The organism is Ilyomonas limi (assembly GCF_005233845.1).
Lineage (GTDB): Bacteria > Bacteroidota > Bacteroidia > Chitinophagales > Chitinophagaceae > Ilyomonas > Ilyomonas limi.
This window is the reverse complement of the sequence record NZ_SZQL01000012.1, coordinates 165,541-184,960: the sequence shown is the minus strand read 5'-3', so window position 1 is coordinate 184,960 and position 19,420 is coordinate 165,541. Positions and strand designations below refer to the sequence as shown.

The following is a 19,420-nucleotide window of genomic DNA, read 5'->3' as shown; positions in this document are numbered from 1 at the left end:
AACATAGCTGTAAATAAAATGCAGACCGGGAGACATCCGCGTACGAAACCTAAATACTGTTAATTTAAAGTAGCGTATCGCCTTCATTACGGGTAGCAGCGAAGAATGACGTTGGTCCAACAGGTAACGCTGTTTTAACCCTTCTTCCCAACAGCTATGATGCTTTTCACCAGCAGAGACGAATATTTAAAACGCACACACGCTAACCTGATAAAAAAGCGCCGGACATCCTGAAAGTCCGGCACTTTTCATCTTATCAGTTTAATCAGTGAAACACCAGTTACATCCTTATCCTACTAAAAAATTACCCATTATCCTTATTCTGCAGCTTCGTATAAGCCATAATGAAAGTAGCACCTAAATTTTTATAGGGCGGCACATAATCATCAAACAATTCTTTGGTTTGTCCGCTGCTAAACTGCTTACGGAATGTTTCCCACATAGCCGGCCAATCTAAATCTTTACCATGCCGCAGCTTTTCTACAATGCCGTTAATCATTGGCAGGTTTATTAATCCGCTACCCGTTTGCTTGGAAGAAACAATATGCGCTTCAGGACAAATAGAGAGCACACGGCTCAGGCTTTGATACCCACCGCAGCTACCCAGCAGTACTACCTGCGCCGATGAAGGCAATTGGTCGAGCGTGGCATTGAGGTAATAGCTGTGTCCGCGATGCAACACCACCGTAGGGCTAATACCGTGTTCGCTTAAATAATCATCCAGTTCATGTTGGGCCTTATCGTCCAGGGCTTGTTTTTCATCCAATGGCCTGTTGGAATAAATGGTGATAGGTTTACCTTTAGTGGAGGTAAACGAAACCCAATATTCGGTAGAAGTTCGTTTCCAGTTACTGTTGCTATACGCATTTACAAATGCATTGAATATATTCTGTCCATCTTTATCGCCATAAAAGAACTGCTGAATCACTACCCTGCCGGCAGAATCTTCGAGGCTTTTATCGGGCATGAAATACACCGGGCGAATACCAAGCTCTTTACTCACATCTATTTGATTGGAAGAGTCCATAGATAAGAATAAGGTATTGAGAATACTGTAAATATCCTGTGCGCGTTTGTTGTTGTTTTGCTTCGCCGCTTGCAGGTTTTCCTGTACCTGATGCAGCACCAATCTTTGCAGATCTTTATCGTAAATGCTGGCATACGAGGCAGCAACATCCACCGCGTCTTCCAGGCTGTCTTTGCCACGACCTTTATCTAGCCCGTTTACAAATGCTTTCATCAGCACCAGCGCATTTTGCTTATCCATGCGCTTCAAAAAATCATCGAGCGTATTGTAGTTGGCAGCCATTTTTATCCATTTTTTAAAATGGTCAAAACGCACGTTGATAAGCAAAGAATCGCCACGTGGGTTTTTCATCCGTTGAAAAATACGCGGATATACGCCTTGTACATAACTGGATGTATAAATGAGTTCTTCCTGCATCACGGCTAAATAATACAATTCCTCCGGCGAAAGGCCTTCCAATATTTTAAAGCGCACATTATTTGGAGACTCGTGCAAGCCGTTGATGGTGTTTATGTAATATTTGCCTTTTTCGGTAAGACCTGCATCAATGGCAACCAAACCCATAGGGGTATCGCGTTGCATCACGCGGTCCATATAGTCTATTTTCGTTTTCACCAGCAAGCTATAATACTTGGGTATATCATCTTTTACCGCATCAATTTCATCCAGTGTTACCTTACCATGGTATAAGTTATCAAGGAAAGGGAAATATAGCCGGCCCGATTTGCGAACCGCCAGCTTGCTAATGGTTTGTACCAGTGTATCGGGACTATTCTTTATTTTACTCGCCAGTTGCCCGTAACCCTGCGCATAGTCATAAAACTGATCGGGATCGTAGCGGGCTGCCTCAATAATCAGACTATCGGTAAACGGATAGTTGGAGTTGCTGTTGAGATAAGACAAAATTTTATCGGGGTGCAGCTTGCAGTCTTTGAGAAATACGATATTTTTTGCCTGTGCAATGCCGGGATTGTCTGCAAAAGCAATACTTTGGATCAAGATATTACCCACCTCGTAGCTGCTTTTTGCAATAATATGTTGTATAGAAATATTTTGCTTATCCAATGCTATTGCCTGCGTGTAAGTATTGACCAGTACCGGAAAGTTGGAAGCCTTAGCCATTTGAAAGCGGTAATACCGGTTAAATAATTCGAGTACTTCACTCATTCCGCGCAGGTAACGTATCTTATCATTGCCATTAAGTGTAGTATCTTTTTCTATGTTGTTTTGCAGATCATCTATGCGCCTGGTAGCGGTATAGGTAAGCTGCAGATTCATATCTTCATCATCCGTCAGGTTCATCTCATTGTCAGGCGTGCCATCCAGCCGCAGCAGGTGCTTTTGCGCAGCATCAATACGGTCGTGAAAAGTTTGGCGCATTAGCGGAATGGCGTTTTGTTGGCCAGCAACAGGTTGTATAGTACACAACACACAAATCAAAAGCAGCAGAACAGTAACATTTCTTATCATCACAGCATTTATTTTCTTTCTTAAGTTCCATTTGAACCACGAAGTCACGAAGATAAGAACCTGCCTGCCGGCAGATAGCGTTACACAAAGTATTTTATGCTACGCTTTGTGTCCCTTTTTGTTCCCTGTGCCTTTGTGGTTCAAAAAAAATCAAAAACGGTGGTTCAATGAAGCAAAAATATAACCAAACGCCATACTTTTTGCTTAACAATAATATAATGCGGCAACATACAGGCACTGATAAATGAATTTTAATTTTGTGTAAACAAATCGTTAATGGAAAGTACCGGGAAAAAAATTTTGATTGCAGACGACGAGCCTGACATTTTGGAAATTATCGGCTTCAATCTACATAAAGAAGGCTATGACATTTATACTGCACGCGATGGTAAAGAAGCACTGGAAAAGGCAAAAGAAGTAATGCCGCAATTAATTATTCTCGACATCATGATGCCTTACAAAACAGGCATTGAAGTATGCCGCACGCTGCGCGCACAGGATGCATTTGATGACACACTCATTGTATTTTTAACTGCTGTAAACGATGATGTTTCGCACATCAAAGGGCTGGAAATAGGCGCCGATGATTACATTAGTAAGCCGGTGAGTCCCAAAGTATTGGTAAGCCGCATCAATGCACTGTTTAGAAGAACAGGCAAGCCGCTTGCCGAGATAGCCGAAAATAAGACTTTACAGTCTGACGGTATTATCATAGATCCGGTACGCTTTGTAGTAACGGTCAATGGTAAAGAAGTAACATTAGCTAAAAAAGAATTTGAACTATTATACCTGCTTATATCCAAGCCCGGCAGGGTATTTCTTCGCAACGAAATCTTAAACACTGTATGGGGCACTGACGTAATTGTGGGCGACCGCACTATAGATGTGCATATCCGTAAAATAAGGCAAAAGATGGGTGTTGACTGCATTACTACCGTAAAAGGCGTTGGTTACAAATTTGAATGTTGATATATGTAGATGTACTTTACAAGTAGCCCTCCACCAGCCTGTTAATCATTATTATGTTTGAAACAAAAAATCTTACGCCCAACCAGTTATCGCTATTTACGGCGTTGATTTTATCAATACCCGAAGGCATCGTTTTCTTTATTGTCAGCTCGCATCCGGTGATTGCGCTGGTAGCTATTGCTGTTACTTTTTTTGGCAGTTATTTTCTTATCCGTTTTGTATTGCAATGGTTTATTTATCGAAAAATAAAACTCATTTATAAATTCATTTATCAAACAAAAGCCACCAAAAAGGAAGAAACCTACTACAAGTATGTATTGCCGCAAAAGAGCATTGATGAAGTGCAGGAAGATGTGGCCAAGTGGGCGCAGCAACGCAGGGAAGAGATAGAAATGCTAAAAACTAATGAGGCATACCGCAAGGAATTTTTGCAAAACTTATCGCACGAGTTTAAGACGCCCATTTTTGCTATACAAGGCTATGTGGAAACGCTGCTGCAAGGCGCCATGGAAGATGCCCGATTGAACAAAAAGTTTTTGCAAAACACCGCCCGTAATGTGGAGCGCATGGTAAACTTAGTAAATGATTTAGATGAAATATCCAGGCTGGAAAGCGGCGAGCAACGTATTAATAAAACAAAATTTGTTATTCAGGAGGTGATAAGGGAAGTGTACCAATCTTTGTATATTCTTACCAATGCCAAAAACATTAAAGCTACTATCAAAAAAGGCTGCGAACCGCCGCTGTTTGTATATGCTGATAAAGAAAAAATAAAGCAGGTATTATTTAATTTAGTGGAGAATGCCATCAAGTATGGTCGCTATGGCGGACACATTACCGCAAGCTTTTATAAAACTGATGAAGCACATGCACTGATAGAGATTGGCGATGATGGTATTGGTATTGCCGCCGAGCATTTACCCCGCGTTTTTGAGCGTTTTTACCGCACCGATGTTGCCCGCAGCCGGGATATTGGCGGCACAGGCCTGGGACTGGCTATTTGCAAGCACATTATAGAAGCACACGGACAGGTTATTCATGTACGCAGCAAACCCGATGTGGGCACCACTATAGGCTTTACTTTGGAAACTAAAAAAGAGTAATGTTTTTTGGAACCGTGTACACGCAAAAAGGTGCACGAAGAGATAAAAAGATAAAGACTAACCAGTCCTGATTTAATTTACAACTAAAAATTATGTTTTAAGCAGCAGTTACCTGCTGGCAGGCGTCTTTTTAAAACAAAACTCTTTATGAGATTAACTGCTTACTGTATTATATACCTGGTTTCATTATTCCTGTTTACAAGTTGCCGCACTAGTTCATATTACGTAAGCCCCATGTATGGCAGCAGCAATAGCTATCGCACGTTGCCTTTTATGTCGGACAGTGTAAAAAGCAGCTTATATGCCAATAGCACCATTACTTTTGGAAGCACCAATCAAAACCTGCATGATGATGTATATACCTGGCAGGGTAATATTTACAATGCCCACCAGTTTGCAAGGTGGAAAGTATGGTATGGCACAGGGCTTAGCAGCGGTTTATATCATGCAAGAGCATTTAAGGAGGGTTATGTTGTTAATCCCAACTTCGATACCAGCTACATCAATGCGCATACCGGCGCTTACTATTTTGGCAGTTTCAACCTGAATGCCGGTATATTGTATTGTTTACCATTGGAGAATGGCAGTGAATGGCGCATACTTCATTTTTCACCTTCTTTTCAACAAGAGTTTGGGGATTATAAAAGGTTCAGAAGAGATCTGTACAACGATTCGGTTGTTATAACCGGGCTGGCAACCAGCGGCACACTTAATACTTTGTCCTTTGGCAGCGAGTTATCTATCAAATCCAGAAAACAGGAATGGTTCAATATAGACTTAACGTATAGCTGGATTGCAGGTAAAGATTATAGAAATACACAGCTCACCTACTTTTACGAAGCGCCGCCGCGCCGGTACAATTACATTACGCTGTCCGGCGCATACACTTTCAAGCAGCATACACCATTCATCCAGTGTTCATTTGGTCACCGGCTTACCAACCTTCAGGTAGGTTACAACTATTGTATTGCATCGCAAAAGCATAAAGGATAGCAATAAATAAAGAAGGTTCCGACGCACCAAAGCTTCGGAACCTTCTTTATTTGTAAACAGAGCTATAAAGAATACACAACAATCATCCTTTATTTTCTTTCATACCATTCATGCTTACATCTCAAAAATCCGGTTCTTATTGCACTACCTGAATGGTAGTGGCATTACCGTTATTCAGCTTTACAATATAATTACCTGCACTCAATTGAGGCAGTGCAACAGATATGCGGTTTGCACCTGCAATTGCTGCTATTACTTCTTCGTGTACTTTGGTGCCAGCCATGTTATACACATCTACATATACTTTACCGGCTTTTGCCTGCGTAAACTCCAAAGCAAACCGGTTCTTAACCGGGTTGGGGTATATGCTGAAAACTTTTATATCATTTGCTATTTTGAGTGCTGGATTTACAGCAGCTATCGGTGCATCGTTTTCTATGGTAGCAGTAGCAGTAGTTGCTTTTACGCCCACAGCATTCCAGGCTTTAGTCACCTGGTTTACTTCAAAAGATTTGGCACCATACAAATCTTTGGCGGCCTGTATAGAATACATTCTCGCATCTTTATATACCGATGTTGGCACGAGGTAAGTAGTTAAAGTACGATAGGCAATAGCCTGTGCTTTAGTTATACCAATTGCCTTTACATTATAGGCCAGTCCATTATCGTTGGTGCCGCTGCCGCCTTCGCTTATCAGGTAAAACCAATAGTTCAATACCCCGCTGTTGGTATGTACGCCACCGTTATCGAGCCATGCCAGCAGGCCTTTTGCCCAGGCTTTACCTTTGTATGTATCGGGCTGTGAGAAAGCATTTGGATTGCTCATATCGCGGATAGCGCCAAAGTCACCACCAATGAGCCAGTCTTTCTTTTCAGGACGGGCAAAAGCTTCTACACAGGTACCAAATATATCGCTAAAGCCTTCGTTGAGTGCGCCGGATTCATTGCTATAGTTGAGGTTAGCAGTAAAAGTAGTTAACCCATGCGTAATTTCATGTCCGCATACATCTATTGCTGTAAGCGGCTGATTATTATTGGATGCATCGCCGTCGCCATACGTCATTTTTTCGCCATCCCAAAAAGCATTGAAATAGTTTTTATCGTAGTGAACATAACTTTTGATGGCAAAACCATTATCATCAATACTGTTGCGGTTAAATACGTCTTTATAAAAATCATATGTCATTTCTGCCCCCCAATGGGCATCGGTAGCATACTGGTCTTTTGCAGCATTTACATTGTTCCAGTTGTTATCATTATCCACAAAGTTAACGGCAGCACTGTAGTCAGTCCCTTTTTTCATGTTCATCGTTACAATACCTTTGCCTCTTACTTTATCTTTGAGTATGTACCTGCCGGCACTATTTTTAGTAGTACTAATTTGCTGTGTTTCGCTATAAGCTGTTTCAGCAGTGCCATCAACGGGTTGTATCAAATCTTTAGTGCCCAGCACAGTACCATTGGCAGCATCTACAAATACATATTTGTGCACCAGCGGCGTAGTAGCATACACATCAAACTTGTAAGCAAGCCGCAGGTCTTGTGCCGATACATCTTCGCCTGCAGAAAAATACACCAGCGTGCCTTTTGGATAGTAAGAAGCACTGCGGTCGCCGGTCTCCTGCTTCAGGTAATCTTCTTCGGCGGCATTTTGCCATTTATACTCTTTTGCACCAATTTTATTCAAAGCACGCTGCAACGCAGCCGCTTCGTTTAAAGCAGCACTCACCGCCAGATTGTTGGGATAATCTTTTGCCCAGCGGCCATTTTCTGCCAATACTTTACCACCTTTTACATGCAGTATATATACGGCATCTTCTACCGGAATACCATTGATGGTTTGCTGATAACGATAATTGGTGTAACCAAGTGCATCGGTAGAGCTGCGCAGCAGCCTGGCAGCCTGCTGTACCATTTTTTGTTTTTCATTCTGCACCCAAACATTGCCTCTTATAAAAGCAGGTGCATCAGCAGCACTAAATTCGAGATACGTGGGATGCAATCCCTTAATGTCTTGTAGTTTTTTGGTGATAGTTTGTGCATGTGCAAATTGAACAATACCAATCGTAGCAAGCAAAGAGAAGGATAGAAGTTTTTTCATTAGCAATTGATTTAGAGCAGGAAAGTATAGATAAATTTTAAATTAACAGTTCTATAAGCATTAAAATTGATAAATGATCGGTAAAAAGACGATTGAGGCGGGCAAAAGAAACCAGTTGTTAGTTTATATAAAAAACACTAACTATATGTTGAACCGGAAAGTTGATCGTTTATTATTACTACGGTGACTGCAAATTACCCAAAGAAAGCCTGGTAATTTTTTATAGTTCTTCACCTCGTGAAGTGCAATTGAAAGGCTTACCATATTGCAAGTACACTGCCAACTAAATAATACCTGAGACCACAATCTTATTCCAGAAGGTGCGACACCACCCAACAGAGCGTTACCGGCGGGTAGCACCTCCTGAAAAACCGGGCGCAATTTAGCTGGCAGTATAGTACGTGTCGCTTTTATGTATCGCACTTCGTTCGCTTATCTTTGCGCCATGCATTATATTTCAGCAGAAGGATTAACGAAGAGTTTTGGGGTAACGCCTTTGTTTCAAAATATTTCTTTCAATATAAATGAAGGCGACAAGATAGCGCTGATTGCCCGCAATGGCGTAGGCAAAAGCACACTGCTGCGCATACTTGCCGGCAGCGAAACAGTAGATGAAGGCAAGCTTTGGATAAATAAAGAAGTAACAGTAGCACTCTTTGAGCAGGACCCGAAGTTTGATGAAGCGAAAACAGTACTGGAAAATATTTTTCATACGGCACACCCGGTAATGGATGCCATACGGCAATATGAAGATGCAGAAGAAAGTAATGACGGACACCTGATTGCAGCGGCGATTACCAGAATGGATGAATTGGGCGCCTGGAACTTTGAAGCTAAAGTAAAGCAGATATTAGGCAAGCTGAATATTCATCATTTACAAAACATAGTAAGTGAATTGAGTGGCGGGCAGCGCAAACGTGTGGCACTCGCTAAAACCCTTATAGATATAGGCTTTGAGCATAAGCACACCCTGCTGATGATGGACGAACCAACCAACCATCTTGATGTGGAAATGATTGAATGGCTGGAACATTATCTGAACCAGGAAAATGTAACGCTGTTGCTGGTGACACACGACCGTTATTTTTTAGATGCAGTGTGCAGTGAGATATGGGAACTGGAAAGGAGCAATATGTACGTATATAAGGGCGATTACGAAAATTATATAGAAAAAAAAGCAGCGCGCCTGGAAAGTGAAAATGCGAGTATTGATAAAGCTAAAAATGAATATCGCAAAGAACTGGAATGGATGCGCAAGCAACCTAAGGCACGCACTACCAAAAGCAAATCGCGGCAGGACAACTTTTACGAAGTGGAAGCAAAAGCCAAACAAAAAATAGCTGATGCGCAAATGCAGTTAGGAGTAAAAATGAGCAGGCTTGGTGGCAAAGTAGCCGAACTGAAAAAAGTGTATAAGAGTTACGGCGACAAACCCATTTTAAAAGGCTTTGATTATACATTCAGCAAAGGTGAACGCATTGGTATTATTGGCAAAAATGGCGTTGGTAAATCTACTTTTTTAAACATACTTCAAGGGCTGGAACAGCCCGACAGCGGCAAAGTAAACCTTGGGGATACAGTAATTTTTGGCAATTTTTCGCAACTGGGATTGGTAATAAAAGACAACCTGCGTGTGATTGAATATGTAAAAACATTTGCCGAAAGTTTCCCATTAGCTAAGGGTGGCAGTTTAAGTGCGGCGCAATTTTTAGAGCTGTTTTTGTTTCCGCCCGAAAAGCAATACACGTACTTGAATTCATTAAGCGGCGGCGAAAAAAAGCGGCTGCAATTGCTTACTATTTTGTTCCGCAATCCTAACTTTTTAATATTAGACGAACCAACAAACGACCTTGATTTACCCACATTGGCAGTGCTCGAAAATTTCTTAAGTGAGTATCAGGGCTGCCTTCTCATTGTTTCGCACGACCGTTATTTTATGGACAGATTGGTAGACCATTTATTTGTGTTTGAAGGCGATGGTGTGGTAAGGGACTTCCCCGGCAACTACACGCAATATCGATTGGAAGAAAAGCAAAATGAAGCAAAGAAGGTAGTTGCTGAAGCAAAACCTGTTATTCAACAAAGCAACAGCAATCAGCCACCAATGCGTGTGGACAGTAAACGCAAGCCGAGCTATAAAGAAAAACGGGAATTTGAAATGCTGGAAAAAGAGCTTGCAGCGCTGGAGGCAGAAAAGCAACAATTGGAGCAGCAGTTGGGCAATGCCGATGCGCCTTACGACCAGATAACCTTGTGGAGCAACCGCATTGGTGATATTGCCAACGAAATAAACGCTAAAGAAATGCGCTGGCTGGAATTGAGTGAGATGATGTAGTAAACGATGCTACAAGATAGAAGCATCTTCCCTGCTTTCGTGTAACTGCTTTAGTACAAGCAATTGCTTTCTTGTTTCATTTACTTTTATCCAATAAACTACAAACAAAATAAGAGCGGCAAAACCGGCAATTAAACCTATTATTGGAACCCAGTTTAACACTGAACAAATTGCCCATGCCATACCAATATTATAAGTAACTTTTTGCCCACTATACTCGCCATACAGCTCTAATTGCGTTTGGCTGCTGTTGGCTATTGCATTCACTACTATAAACACCCAAATAGCATTGAAAAATGGGATCAGCATCAGCCAAACGTTACCCGGATTCATGGTGCGATTTTCGGGTTCAACTGCTTTTAGAGTATTTTGTAAAGTAATCAGGAATAAAATGACAGTCACCATAAATACCAATACAAATGCTAAAAGCAATAATTCCTGAAAGCCCAAATTTCCCATAAACCAGATTTGACAACTATTTTTAAGAATAATGCAGAAAGAAAACGGAAAAGTATTGGTTTTTTACTTCTTTGCACTATAATATTTAAACCAGCACTTTTAATGCGAAGAATCACAGGCAGTCTTTACTTCTATGTATTATTGGCCATTGTTGGCGGCGTTTTACTAGGGCATTTCTTTCCCAATTTTGCCGTGCAGTTAAAGCCGTTGGGCGATGCATTTATCAGGCTGATAAAAATGATGATTGCGCCTGTTATTTTTTGCACTATTGTTACAGGCATCGCCGGCATGGAAGATAGAAAAAAAGTAGGACGTGTGGGCATCAAATCGCTCGTATATTTCGAAGTAATGACTACGCTGGCTTTGCTGATTGGATTGCTGTTAATCAACCTCTTTCATCCCGGCAGCGGCATGCACATCAATGCCGCCACGCTGGATGCATCTGCCATCGGTATAAAGCAACACGCACCACAAAGCACCACCGAATTTTTATTGCATATCATCCCTGAAACAATAGTGGGCGCTTTTACCCAAACAGACCTGCTGCCGGTATTATTCTTTTCGGTTTTATTTGGTTTTGGTTTATCCAAAATTGGCACCAAAGCACAGCCGGCAATTGCTATTATACAATCGGTTTCGCATGGCTTGTTTGCTGTTATTAATATCATTATGAAAACGGCGCCGATAGGCGCTTTAGGTGCTATGAGTTATACCATTGGTGCGTATGGCATAGCACAATTAAAACCACTTGCCGGGCTGATGATTACTTTTTATCTCACCTGTTTATTATTTATTATTGTTGTATTGGGCGCCGTATTAAAGCTGTTTGGTTTTAGTATTTTCAAATTACTTTCTTACATTAAAAGTGAATTGCTGATTGTGCTTGGTACGTCTTCATCAGAATCTGCCTTACCGCCGCTGATTGAAAAGTTAGAGAATGCAGGTTGCTCGCCTTCTGTTGTTGGACTGGTTATTCCTGCCGGTTATTCTTTCAATCTCGATGGCACTTCTATTTACCTTACGATGGCAGCCGTGTTTATTGCACAAGCCACCGATACACCACTTGATGTAGGTCATCAATTATCGCTGTTGCTGGTTTTACTGGTTACTTCCAAAGGAGCGGCGGGTGTTACAGGCAGCGGTTTTATTACCCTGGCTGCCACGCTCCCAATCGTGGGACATGTGCCGGTAGCCGGACTTACGCTTATCTTAGGTATTGACCGTTTTATGAGCGAAGCAAGAGCTATCACCAATATTATTGGCAATGCAACTGCCACGGTTATTATGGCTAAATGGGAGAAAGAAATAGATATGGACAAAGCAGCAGTATTGCAATAAGGTATTAAAACAACACACCTTGCGCATCGTGCATTTGCGGAACAGGCAAATGCAAATGACAAACTTCATTCAGCTTTTCTACCAAATACTTATTCAGTACCGGCGCATCTACCCTGTTGTGTTGGTGCATGAAGAAGTACAGCGAAGGTAAGCCTTCATCCAGCCACAACTTAATGCGGTTTACCCATTCATCAATACGTGCATAATCTGTGGGATGTAGCTCATTACCTACAAAACGTATAAATGCTTCGGGCTTGGTTAAGTACATGTGCACACAATCGCGCCGGCCGGCAGCATCGGTTATAATCAATCCTACATCGTAATGTCTTGCCATGTCATAGAGTTGCTTATTAAGTCCATTAGCAAACCATAAAGGATGTCGCAGCTCCAGAAACAAGTCTAAATCAGCGGGCAGTTTAGCAATAAATTTTTCAATGATTCCTAAAGCATTCGGACCCATTTGTGGGTGCGGCATTAAGAACAACGGGCCTAAACTATCTTCAAAAGCGCTGATGGCATTAATAAATGCAATGGTTTCTGCCATACAGTTGGTAAGGCGCTGTACATGCGTAATAAACTGGGGAAATTTAGGGCAGAATTTAAAACCAGGACCGGCTGTTGCTCTCCATTTTTGCACCTGCGCTACAGCCGGTATCTGGTAGTAAGTAGTGTTTAACTCTATGCAGTTGAATAAGCGTGCATAGGCATACAAAAAATCTTTTTCCTGCGTACCGGAAGGATAAAATTTACCTACCCATTCTTTCTTGCCCCATTCAGGGCAGCCTACGTAAATCTTTTGTTCTTTCTTATTGCTTTTAGCAAGTAATGCCTTGTTCGCTACCGGTTCGGGCGGCAGCGAAAGGTTTATTGATTTCAATTGTTCCGGATCTGTTTTTCCAAATTCCATATGCAGGATAGGTAATAACAAATACCTTTTGATAAAGATAAGCAGAATCTATTATGGTTCTTTACAAGGGAGTTACCTATTTATCCTGCATCTCTCAACCACTTAATGAGGTCATCCTTTGCTTTACCCGTCTTCTGCTGCAGGTTACCCCAAAACTCATCGTCCTTACCTTCATTATATTCAAGATCATCATCAGTCAGGTCACCATGTGCCTGCTTCAGCTTACCCTTCCATTCATTCCATTTACCTTTTATTTCCAGCTTGTCCATAGTGCAAAGATTTAATTGTTTGTAATACATTTTTGGAACGATTACCATGCCAAAGCGCATAATTTTCTTAAATGTAAGGAGATATTCTATAGCTTTTTATCAAATCGGTTTATAAAATACAGCCTCCATGAAAAAGCAATACTCAAAAAAAGCAAAATGAATAAAAATGCGCATTAGTTATGTATGCAGATAAGCAGCAGATGTATAATGGATAAATATGAAAAGAAAGAAGCAGTTTAAGCATGAATAGCTGGCAAAAAGAAAAGTCTATTAAAAGTATAGTTTGGCAATACGCCCGTTTTTGCCTGCGAGAAATACGGCATTGCCCTCTTTCGCTTTCTGACAAACGTGAAAGCTCTCCGGTGAAATAAGTGTCCAGTTCATGCCCCCATCATTAGAAATATCTACGCCGGAAGTGCCACAGGTGATAAGTTGTTTGTCGTTTATAAATTCAACGCAGCTACGATAGCCATGTGGTGGGGTTTGGGGAACTTCAATTTTAATTTTTTTATTAAGTGATACTAATACGCAATTACCTGCTGATTCTTTATCATTTTTAAAATCACCCCCAACTACAACTATTCTTTTATTTTTTGGATTAATAGTAACAGAATTAGCACCTTGCGTCTCTTTTCCTTGCAGCAAGGGCAATTTATATTTTTTATCAATAAGCAAGTTGGATTGCGAACCACCGCTTACTGCCACATGATTATATATTCTTTCAAATGAATCAAAATTCAATTTTACATTAGTGCCGCTCGATGCAAAAAAAGCTTCATTACTATCTAACGCGTAAGGCAATGAGGAGGAATGCCAATGATTGCCGCTATCTTCTGTTACTGCAATAAAAGCTTTTTTATCTATTGGGTCGCCAACCACAACACCATAATCACCAGCAAAATCCATTGCATCCAAAAACATCCCTTTCGTACTGTCTTCAAATACTTTCTTCCATGTTTTCCCACCGTCAAGTGTTTTTAAAATAATTGCCGGCTCAGCGATTGCCATGATGATAGCTGTATTGGAATCAAAAGCTTCCACATCGCGAAAGTCGCGCTGCTCATAGCCTTTTACAGTTATCCAGTTAAAGGTTTTACCGCCATCAGTAGAGCGCGCCACCGTACCATTACTGCCGCTCGCCCATAGTACACTATTATTCACCACACTTAATCCGCGTAGCGAAGTGTTTGCGCCACTCGTAAGCACCTGAATAGTTTGCGCACGGGAATAAAAAGCTATGAATAAAAAGAGGAACACTAATAAAACATGAATTTCAAAAGCACGGATGACACGAATTGCACGAATTAATAAATTTTGTTTATCCATGTATGTAATCTTAGTCATCCGTGTTCCAAAAATTCGTTCAGTTCATGTCATTCGTATCAGAACAATTCGTGCAATTCGTGCAATTCGTGTCATCCGTGTGCAATAAAGGCTACTGACGCAAAGTTTTATACGCATTTATCAATCCATTTGTAGAGGAATCATGACTTTTTATTTCTTCGTCATTTTTCAACTCGGGCAAAATTTTGTTGGCGAGTTGCTTGCCCAGTTCTACGCCCCATTGGTCAAACGAAAATATATTCCAGATAACGCCTTGTACAAAAATTTTATGCTCGTACAAAGCTATCAAACTGCCGAGTGACTTCGGTGTTATTTCCTTTAGCAAAAAGGAGTTAGTAGGCTTATTTCCCTGAAACTCTTTAAAACATACAAGCTTCTTCATCGTATCTTCGGGCATGCCTTCCAGCTCGGCTTTTACTTCTTTTTCGTTTTTGCCATTCATCAGGGCTTCTGTTTGCGCAAAGAAGTTACTCAACAGCTTTTCGTGATGGTCACCAATAGGATTGTGGCTGATTGCCGGTGCAATAAAATCGCAGGGAATAAGGATGGTGCCCTGGTGAATTAACTGGTAAAAAGCATGTTGCCCGTTGGTTCCAGGCTCGCCCCAGATAACCGGACCAGTGGAGTAAGAAACGCGGTGACCTGTGCGATCTACACTCTTGCCATTGCTTTCCATATCACCCTGCTGAAAATAGGCTGCAAAGCGATGCATGTATTGGTCGTAGGGCAAAATAGCTTCGGTTTGTGCACCAAAAAAGTTGATATACCATATACCAATTAAGCCCATCAGCACCGGAATATTTTTATCGAAAGAAGTGTTTTTAAAATATTCATCTATGGTATGAGCACCTTTCAGTAGTTTTTCAAAATTATCAAAGCCAACGGTTAATGCGATAGACAAACCAATAGCACTCCACAGCGAATAACGGCCGCCCACCCAATCCCAGAATTGGAACATATTTGCCGGATCAATACCAAATTTTATCACCTCTTTTTCGTTGGTGCTTAAGGCCACAAAATGTTTGGCAACGTCCTCTTCATTCATTGCCGATTTCAAAAACCAGTCGCGCGCCGTGCGGGCATTGGTCATTGTTTCCTGCGTGGTAAAGGTTTTGGAGGCAATGAGAAATAATGTTTCTTCGGGCGTTACTTTTTTCAGTGTTTCGGCAATATGGGTGGCATCTACATTACTTACAAAATAAGCCTGGATGCCTTCGAGCCAATACGGCTTCAGGGCTTCAGTAACCATCACGGGTCCCAAATCGGAGCCGCCAATGCCTATATTTACAATGTATTTTATCTTTTTACCCGAATACCCTTTCCACTCGCCGGTATGTACTTTTTCGCAAAAATCTTTCATTTGCTGTAGCACCTTATTTACTTCCGGCATTACATCCTGTTCATCACTGTAAATGGGCTTGTTGCTCAGGTTGCGCAAAGCAATGTGCAGTACCGAGCGGTTTTCTGTTTCATTAATCTTTTCCCCGCTGAACATGGCTTCAATGGCTTCCTTCAGTTTGCAGTCCTCTGCCAGTTGCAGCAGTAGTTGCAGCGTTTTGGCAGTAATGATGTTTTTAGAATAATCAAATAAAATTCCTTCAGCCGTGAGCGAAAATTTAGAGAAGCGGTCTGCATCTCTGGCAAACAAATCTTTCATGTGGGTGCGGCTCATTTCCTCTTCAAAATGCCTTCTCAGCAATAGCCAGGCCTGGGTAGTGGTGGGATTGATTTTTGGAAACATAATTGTAACAGTACTTTTCTGTATGTTGGTTTGTTGTTATTAAACAGCTAAAGTACGAAGATAGGCGTTTTGCATATCGAAGAAGGGTTTGGTAAAAATTGGGGATAATTGGAGCGAAAATGGGCATTACACAAAAGCCGGGCGAGAAATATAAGAAATTATTGATAATTTTCAGTTAACGGGGACAAATATTTTTTGTAACTTTGCCTGCTGATTTGTAAACAGCGGTGCAACCGGCTAAAATGCTTAATAGATTCGATTTTAAAATAAAACAAGCAAGTAACCACTATGAGGCAGCTTAAAATTGCCACCCAGATCACCAATCGTGACTCGCAGGCCGTAGAAAAGTATCTGCAGGAAATCTCTAAGATTCCGATGATCACTCCCGAAGAGGAAACCACACTGGCACAGCGGATCAAGATGGGTGACCAGAGAGCACTGGACAAACTCGTGCAGGCCAACCTCCGTTTCGTGGTATCTGTGGCTAAGCAGTACCAGCACCAGGGCCTTTCGCTTAGCGACCTCATCAACGAGGGCAACCTCGGTTTGATAAAAGCAGCCCAGCGTTTCGATGAAACCAAGGGCTTTAAATTTATTTCGTACGCAGTATGGTGGATTCGCCAGTCCATCCTGCAGGCGTTGGCAGAGCAGGGCAGATTAGTCCGCCTGCCTCAAAACAAAATTGGCACCTACAACAAAGCCAATAAGGCTTACATGGCTTTTGAACAGGAACATGAGCGCGAACCTTCTACCGAAGAGCTGGCTGATATTCTTGAAATGAGCGAAACGGAAATCAACAACATTTTCCAGAGCAACACGCGCCACACTTCGCTGGATGCACCCGTGCATGAAGCCGAAGACGTAGCAATGGGCGACCTGCTGGAAGGTAACGACGATACCGATGATGATGTGATGAAAGATTCGCTGCGCGAAGAAATCCGCCGCGTACTTAAATCACTCTCACCCAGAGAAGCAGAAATTGTGAATGCTTATTTTGGACTGGATGGAGAAAGCGGCAATACCATTGAACAAATTGGTATGAAGTACGACCTGACCAAAGAACGTATCCGCCAGATTAAAGAACGTGCCATCAAACGCCTGCAAAAAGCAAGGTACAGCAATGCGCTGAAAGCGTATTTGGGATAATTTGTTTTACAAAGTATTATTAATAAAGAGCCGGCAAATATTGCCGGCTCTTTGCTTTTGATAATGAGCTTCCTGGCAGCAACACCGCTTGTCTTATATGAAATTTTAATATCTCTATTATACAAAGGTTGTTTGCGGCAAACTTCTTTACAGTTATTTTGCAGCTTATATGCAGGAGGAAAAGGTTGTTTATAAAAACAGCGTTATTGCTTACAAAAAATATGGACAGGGCAATCGCTATATGCTGTGTTTTCATGGCTTTGGTCAGACAGGCTACCGCTGGGGCATACTGGAGCCTTTCCTCGGCAACAAGTTTACGCTCATAGCTTTTGATCTGCCCTTTCATGGCGATACGATGTGGAATAAGCAGGAAAATTTTACAGTGGAAAAACTGGTTGAAATAATAAAACAGGTATTGCCAAAAAATCACGATAAGTTTTACCTCCTGGGTTACAGCATGGGTGGCAGAATTGCCCTGCGTCTGCTGCAGCAAATACCCGAACAAATACAAAAAGTGGTGCTGCTGGCGCCGGACGGGCTGCACAAAAACTTTTTGTATCGCTTTGCCACACATACTATTGTTGGCAGAAATATCTTTTACAAAAGCATGAGAAATCCGCGCCTGCTTTTTTCCTTAGCAAAACAGTTACACGCCAGAGGCGCCATCAGCAAAGGGTATATTAATATGGCGGAATTATATATGAGCAGTGAAACGTCGCGGATGGCTATTTATTACCGGTGGATGGGCACGCGGTATTTTCAGCCTAACCTAAACCTCCTCAAAAACCAGATAGTAAAATATCGTATTCCGGTGGTAATGGTGTTTGGTAAAAGTGATAAAATTATTATTGCAGATAAAGGTATTTTATTTACAAAAGGTTTAGAAAATTATACCACTATAAAGCTGTTGGATACCGGGCATTATTTTTTACGTGAGAATTACGCGCCTTTAATTGCATCGTTCTTTGATGATGATAAATAAGTTTCTTTGCAGCCATGCCGCTTTTGTATATCCTCTGTTCTTTGTTGTGTGCAGTATATTGTAGTATTATTATTGCTTACCGAGTTTGGTTTAAAAAACTACAACCTTTTCAGCCAACTGATGCTCCTGATCAATACCAATCCTTTTCTGTTATTATTCCGGCAAGAAATGAAGCAGCAAACATTACCAATTGCCTACAATCCATTATAACGAATAACTATCCGCAAGCATTTTTTGAAATAATTGTAATAGATGACTTTTCTACAGATAACACACCGGAATGTGTAAGAAAAATGCAACAACAGTACAGCAACATACAATTATTATCGTTGGAAGCAATGATTGGCAAACGTTCCATGTTGGCTTATAAAAAGAAAGCCATTGAACTGGCAATTGAGCAAGCAAAAAGCAATTGGATCGTAACTACCGATGCGGATTGCATTGTGCCAAAAAACTGGTTAAGTAATTTAAATAATTATATCCATCAAACAAACGCTGTATTTGTAGCAGCACCGGTATCATTTATCAATACACATTCTTTTATTAGTCTTTTTCAGTGTCTCGATTTTATGAGCCTGCAAGGCATTACGGCAGCCGCTGTTTCTGCCGGTGTGCATAGTATGTGCAATGGTGCCAACCTGGCTTATAGCAAAGCGATTTTTTATGCAGTGGATGGCTTTAAAGACATAGATACTATTGCCAGTGGTGATGATATGCTGCTGATGGGTAAGATACAAAAGCAGTATACCGGAAAAACAGGATACCTATTTAATAATAACAGCATTGTACAAACGCTTCCAATGCCAACATGGAAAGATTTTATTAATCAACGCATACGCTGGGCAAGTAAAACAGGTAAGTACCAGGATGGAAAAATTATAGCTGTTTTGGCGTTGGTGTATTTGTTTAATTTATCGCTTTTAGTACTATTCTTCAGCTGTTTTTTGGTGCCCAAACTGTTTATTTTTTGGCTACTTTTATTAATTATAAAAACGGTATGCGAACTAAGTTTTATAATACCGGTTGCCCGCTTCTTTAAGCAGGAAAAGTTGTTAATATGGTTTCCGGTTATGCAGCCTTTTCATATTGTTTATACTGTTGTTGCAGGCTGGCTGGGCTTGTTTGGGAAGTATCAATGGAAAGATAGAAAGGTGAAGTAACACTCACCCCTGCCCCTCTCAACAAGTGGAGAGGGAAACGAAAAGGCTGTCACCGAAGTGTAAGGCGGATTTTAAT

15 protein-coding genes are annotated in these 19,420 nt (G+C 41.3%); 8 read left to right on the top strand and 7 right to left on the bottom strand.

From position 1 onward, the window contains the following. Positions 1-304 precede the first annotated feature (304 nt). Complete coding sequence (locus FC093_RS15370; RefSeq protein ID WP_137262686.1) at positions 305-2,407, bottom strand: hypothetical protein; 2,103 nt, start codon at positions 2,405-2,407, stop codon at positions 305-307. A 366-nt stretch (positions 2,408-2,773) separates the two neighbouring features. Between FC093_RS15370 and FC093_RS15365 the strand changes: the two genes are divergently transcribed. From FC093_RS15365 to FC093_RS15355, 3 genes are all read left to right on the top strand, one after another. Further along, a complete protein-coding gene (locus FC093_RS15365) occupies positions 2,774-3,466 on the top strand; it encodes a response regulator transcription factor (RefSeq protein ID WP_137262685.1) in 693 nt (230 codons plus the stop codon). Positions 3,467-3,519: 53 nt separating this feature from the next. Continuing rightward, positions 3,520-4,569 carry a sensor histidine kinase gene (locus FC093_RS15360; RefSeq protein ID WP_137262684.1) on the top strand — a complete coding sequence of 350 codons (1,050 nt, stop codon included), beginning with the start codon at positions 3,520-3,522 and terminating at the stop codon, positions 4,567-4,569. Between the two features lie 147 nt (positions 4,570-4,716). Next, positions 4,717-5,562 (top strand): hypothetical protein, encoded by an 846-nt coding sequence (locus tag FC093_RS15355; protein WP_137262683.1) that lies wholly within the window; start codon positions 4,717-4,719, stop codon positions 5,560-5,562. Between the two features lie 136 nt (positions 5,563-5,698). Here the strand turns inward: FC093_RS15355 and FC093_RS15350 are convergent, their stop codons facing one another. Then, the gene (locus tag FC093_RS15350; protein ID WP_137262682.1) at positions 5,699-7,663 is read right to left on the bottom strand and encodes a M4 family metallopeptidase; all 1,965 of its coding nucleotides are present in this window, start codon (positions 7,661-7,663) and stop codon (positions 5,699-5,701) included. A gap of 445 nt (positions 7,664-8,108) precedes the next feature. Between FC093_RS15350 and FC093_RS15345 the strand changes: the two genes are divergently transcribed. Further along, positions 8,109-9,998, top strand: a complete 1,890-nt coding sequence (locus FC093_RS15345) for an ABC-F family ATP-binding cassette domain-containing protein (protein ID WP_137262681.1) — start codon at positions 8,109-8,111, stop codon at positions 9,996-9,998. 9 nt (positions 9,999-10,007) lie between these two features. Here the strand turns inward: FC093_RS15345 and FC093_RS15340 are convergent, their stop codons facing one another. Next, positions 10,008-10,457, bottom strand: a complete 450-nt coding sequence (locus FC093_RS15340; protein WP_137262680.1) for a hypothetical protein — start codon at positions 10,455-10,457, stop codon at positions 10,008-10,010. A gap of 102 nt (positions 10,458-10,559) precedes the next feature. Here FC093_RS15340 and FC093_RS15335 point away from each other — a divergent pair, with 102 nt between their 5' ends. Further along, complete coding sequence (locus tag FC093_RS15335; protein WP_137262679.1) at positions 10,560-11,795, top strand: dicarboxylate/amino acid:cation symporter; 1,236 nt, start codon at positions 10,560-10,562, stop codon at positions 11,793-11,795. A 4-nt stretch (positions 11,796-11,799) separates the two neighbouring features. Here the strand turns inward: FC093_RS15335 and FC093_RS15330 are convergent, their stop codons facing one another. From FC093_RS15330 to pgi, 4 genes are all read right to left on the bottom strand, one after another. Next, positions 11,800-12,672, bottom strand: coding sequence for a DUF72 domain-containing protein (locus FC093_RS15330; protein ID WP_170971110.1), 873 nt, complete (start codon positions 12,670-12,672; stop codon positions 11,800-11,802). A gap of 110 nt (positions 12,673-12,782) precedes the next feature. Beyond that, positions 12,783-12,971, bottom strand: a complete 189-nt coding sequence (locus tag FC093_RS15325) for a CsbD family protein (protein WP_137262677.1) — start codon at positions 12,969-12,971, stop codon at positions 12,783-12,785. Positions 12,972-13,241: 270 nt separating this feature from the next. After that, complete coding sequence (locus tag FC093_RS15320; RefSeq protein WP_137262676.1) at positions 13,242-14,297, bottom strand: WD40/YVTN/BNR-like repeat-containing protein; 1,056 nt, start codon at positions 14,295-14,297, stop codon at positions 13,242-13,244. A gap of 109 nt (positions 14,298-14,406) precedes the next feature. Continuing rightward, positions 14,407-16,056, bottom strand: a complete 1,650-nt coding sequence (gene pgi, locus FC093_RS15315; RefSeq protein ID WP_137262675.1) for a glucose-6-phosphate isomerase — start codon at positions 16,054-16,056, stop codon at positions 14,407-14,409. Between the two features lie 288 nt (positions 16,057-16,344). On the opposite strand from pgi, the gene FC093_RS15310 reads away from it, so the two are divergent. From FC093_RS15310 to FC093_RS15300, 3 genes are all read left to right on the top strand, one after another. Beyond that, a complete protein-coding gene (locus tag FC093_RS15310; RefSeq protein WP_137262674.1) occupies positions 16,345-17,202 on the top strand; it encodes a sigma-70 family RNA polymerase sigma factor in 858 nt (285 codons plus the stop codon). A gap of 169 nt (positions 17,203-17,371) precedes the next feature. Then, the gene (locus tag FC093_RS15305) at positions 17,372-18,184 is read left to right on the top strand and encodes an alpha/beta fold hydrolase (protein ID WP_137262673.1); all 813 of its coding nucleotides are present in this window, start codon (positions 17,372-17,374) and stop codon (positions 18,182-18,184) included. A 14-nt stretch (positions 18,185-18,198) separates the two neighbouring features. Next, positions 18,199-19,344 (top strand): glycosyltransferase, encoded by a 1,146-nt coding sequence (locus tag FC093_RS15300; RefSeq protein WP_137262672.1) that lies wholly within the window; start codon positions 18,199-18,201, stop codon positions 19,342-19,344. Positions 19,345-19,420 lie beyond the last annotated feature (76 nt).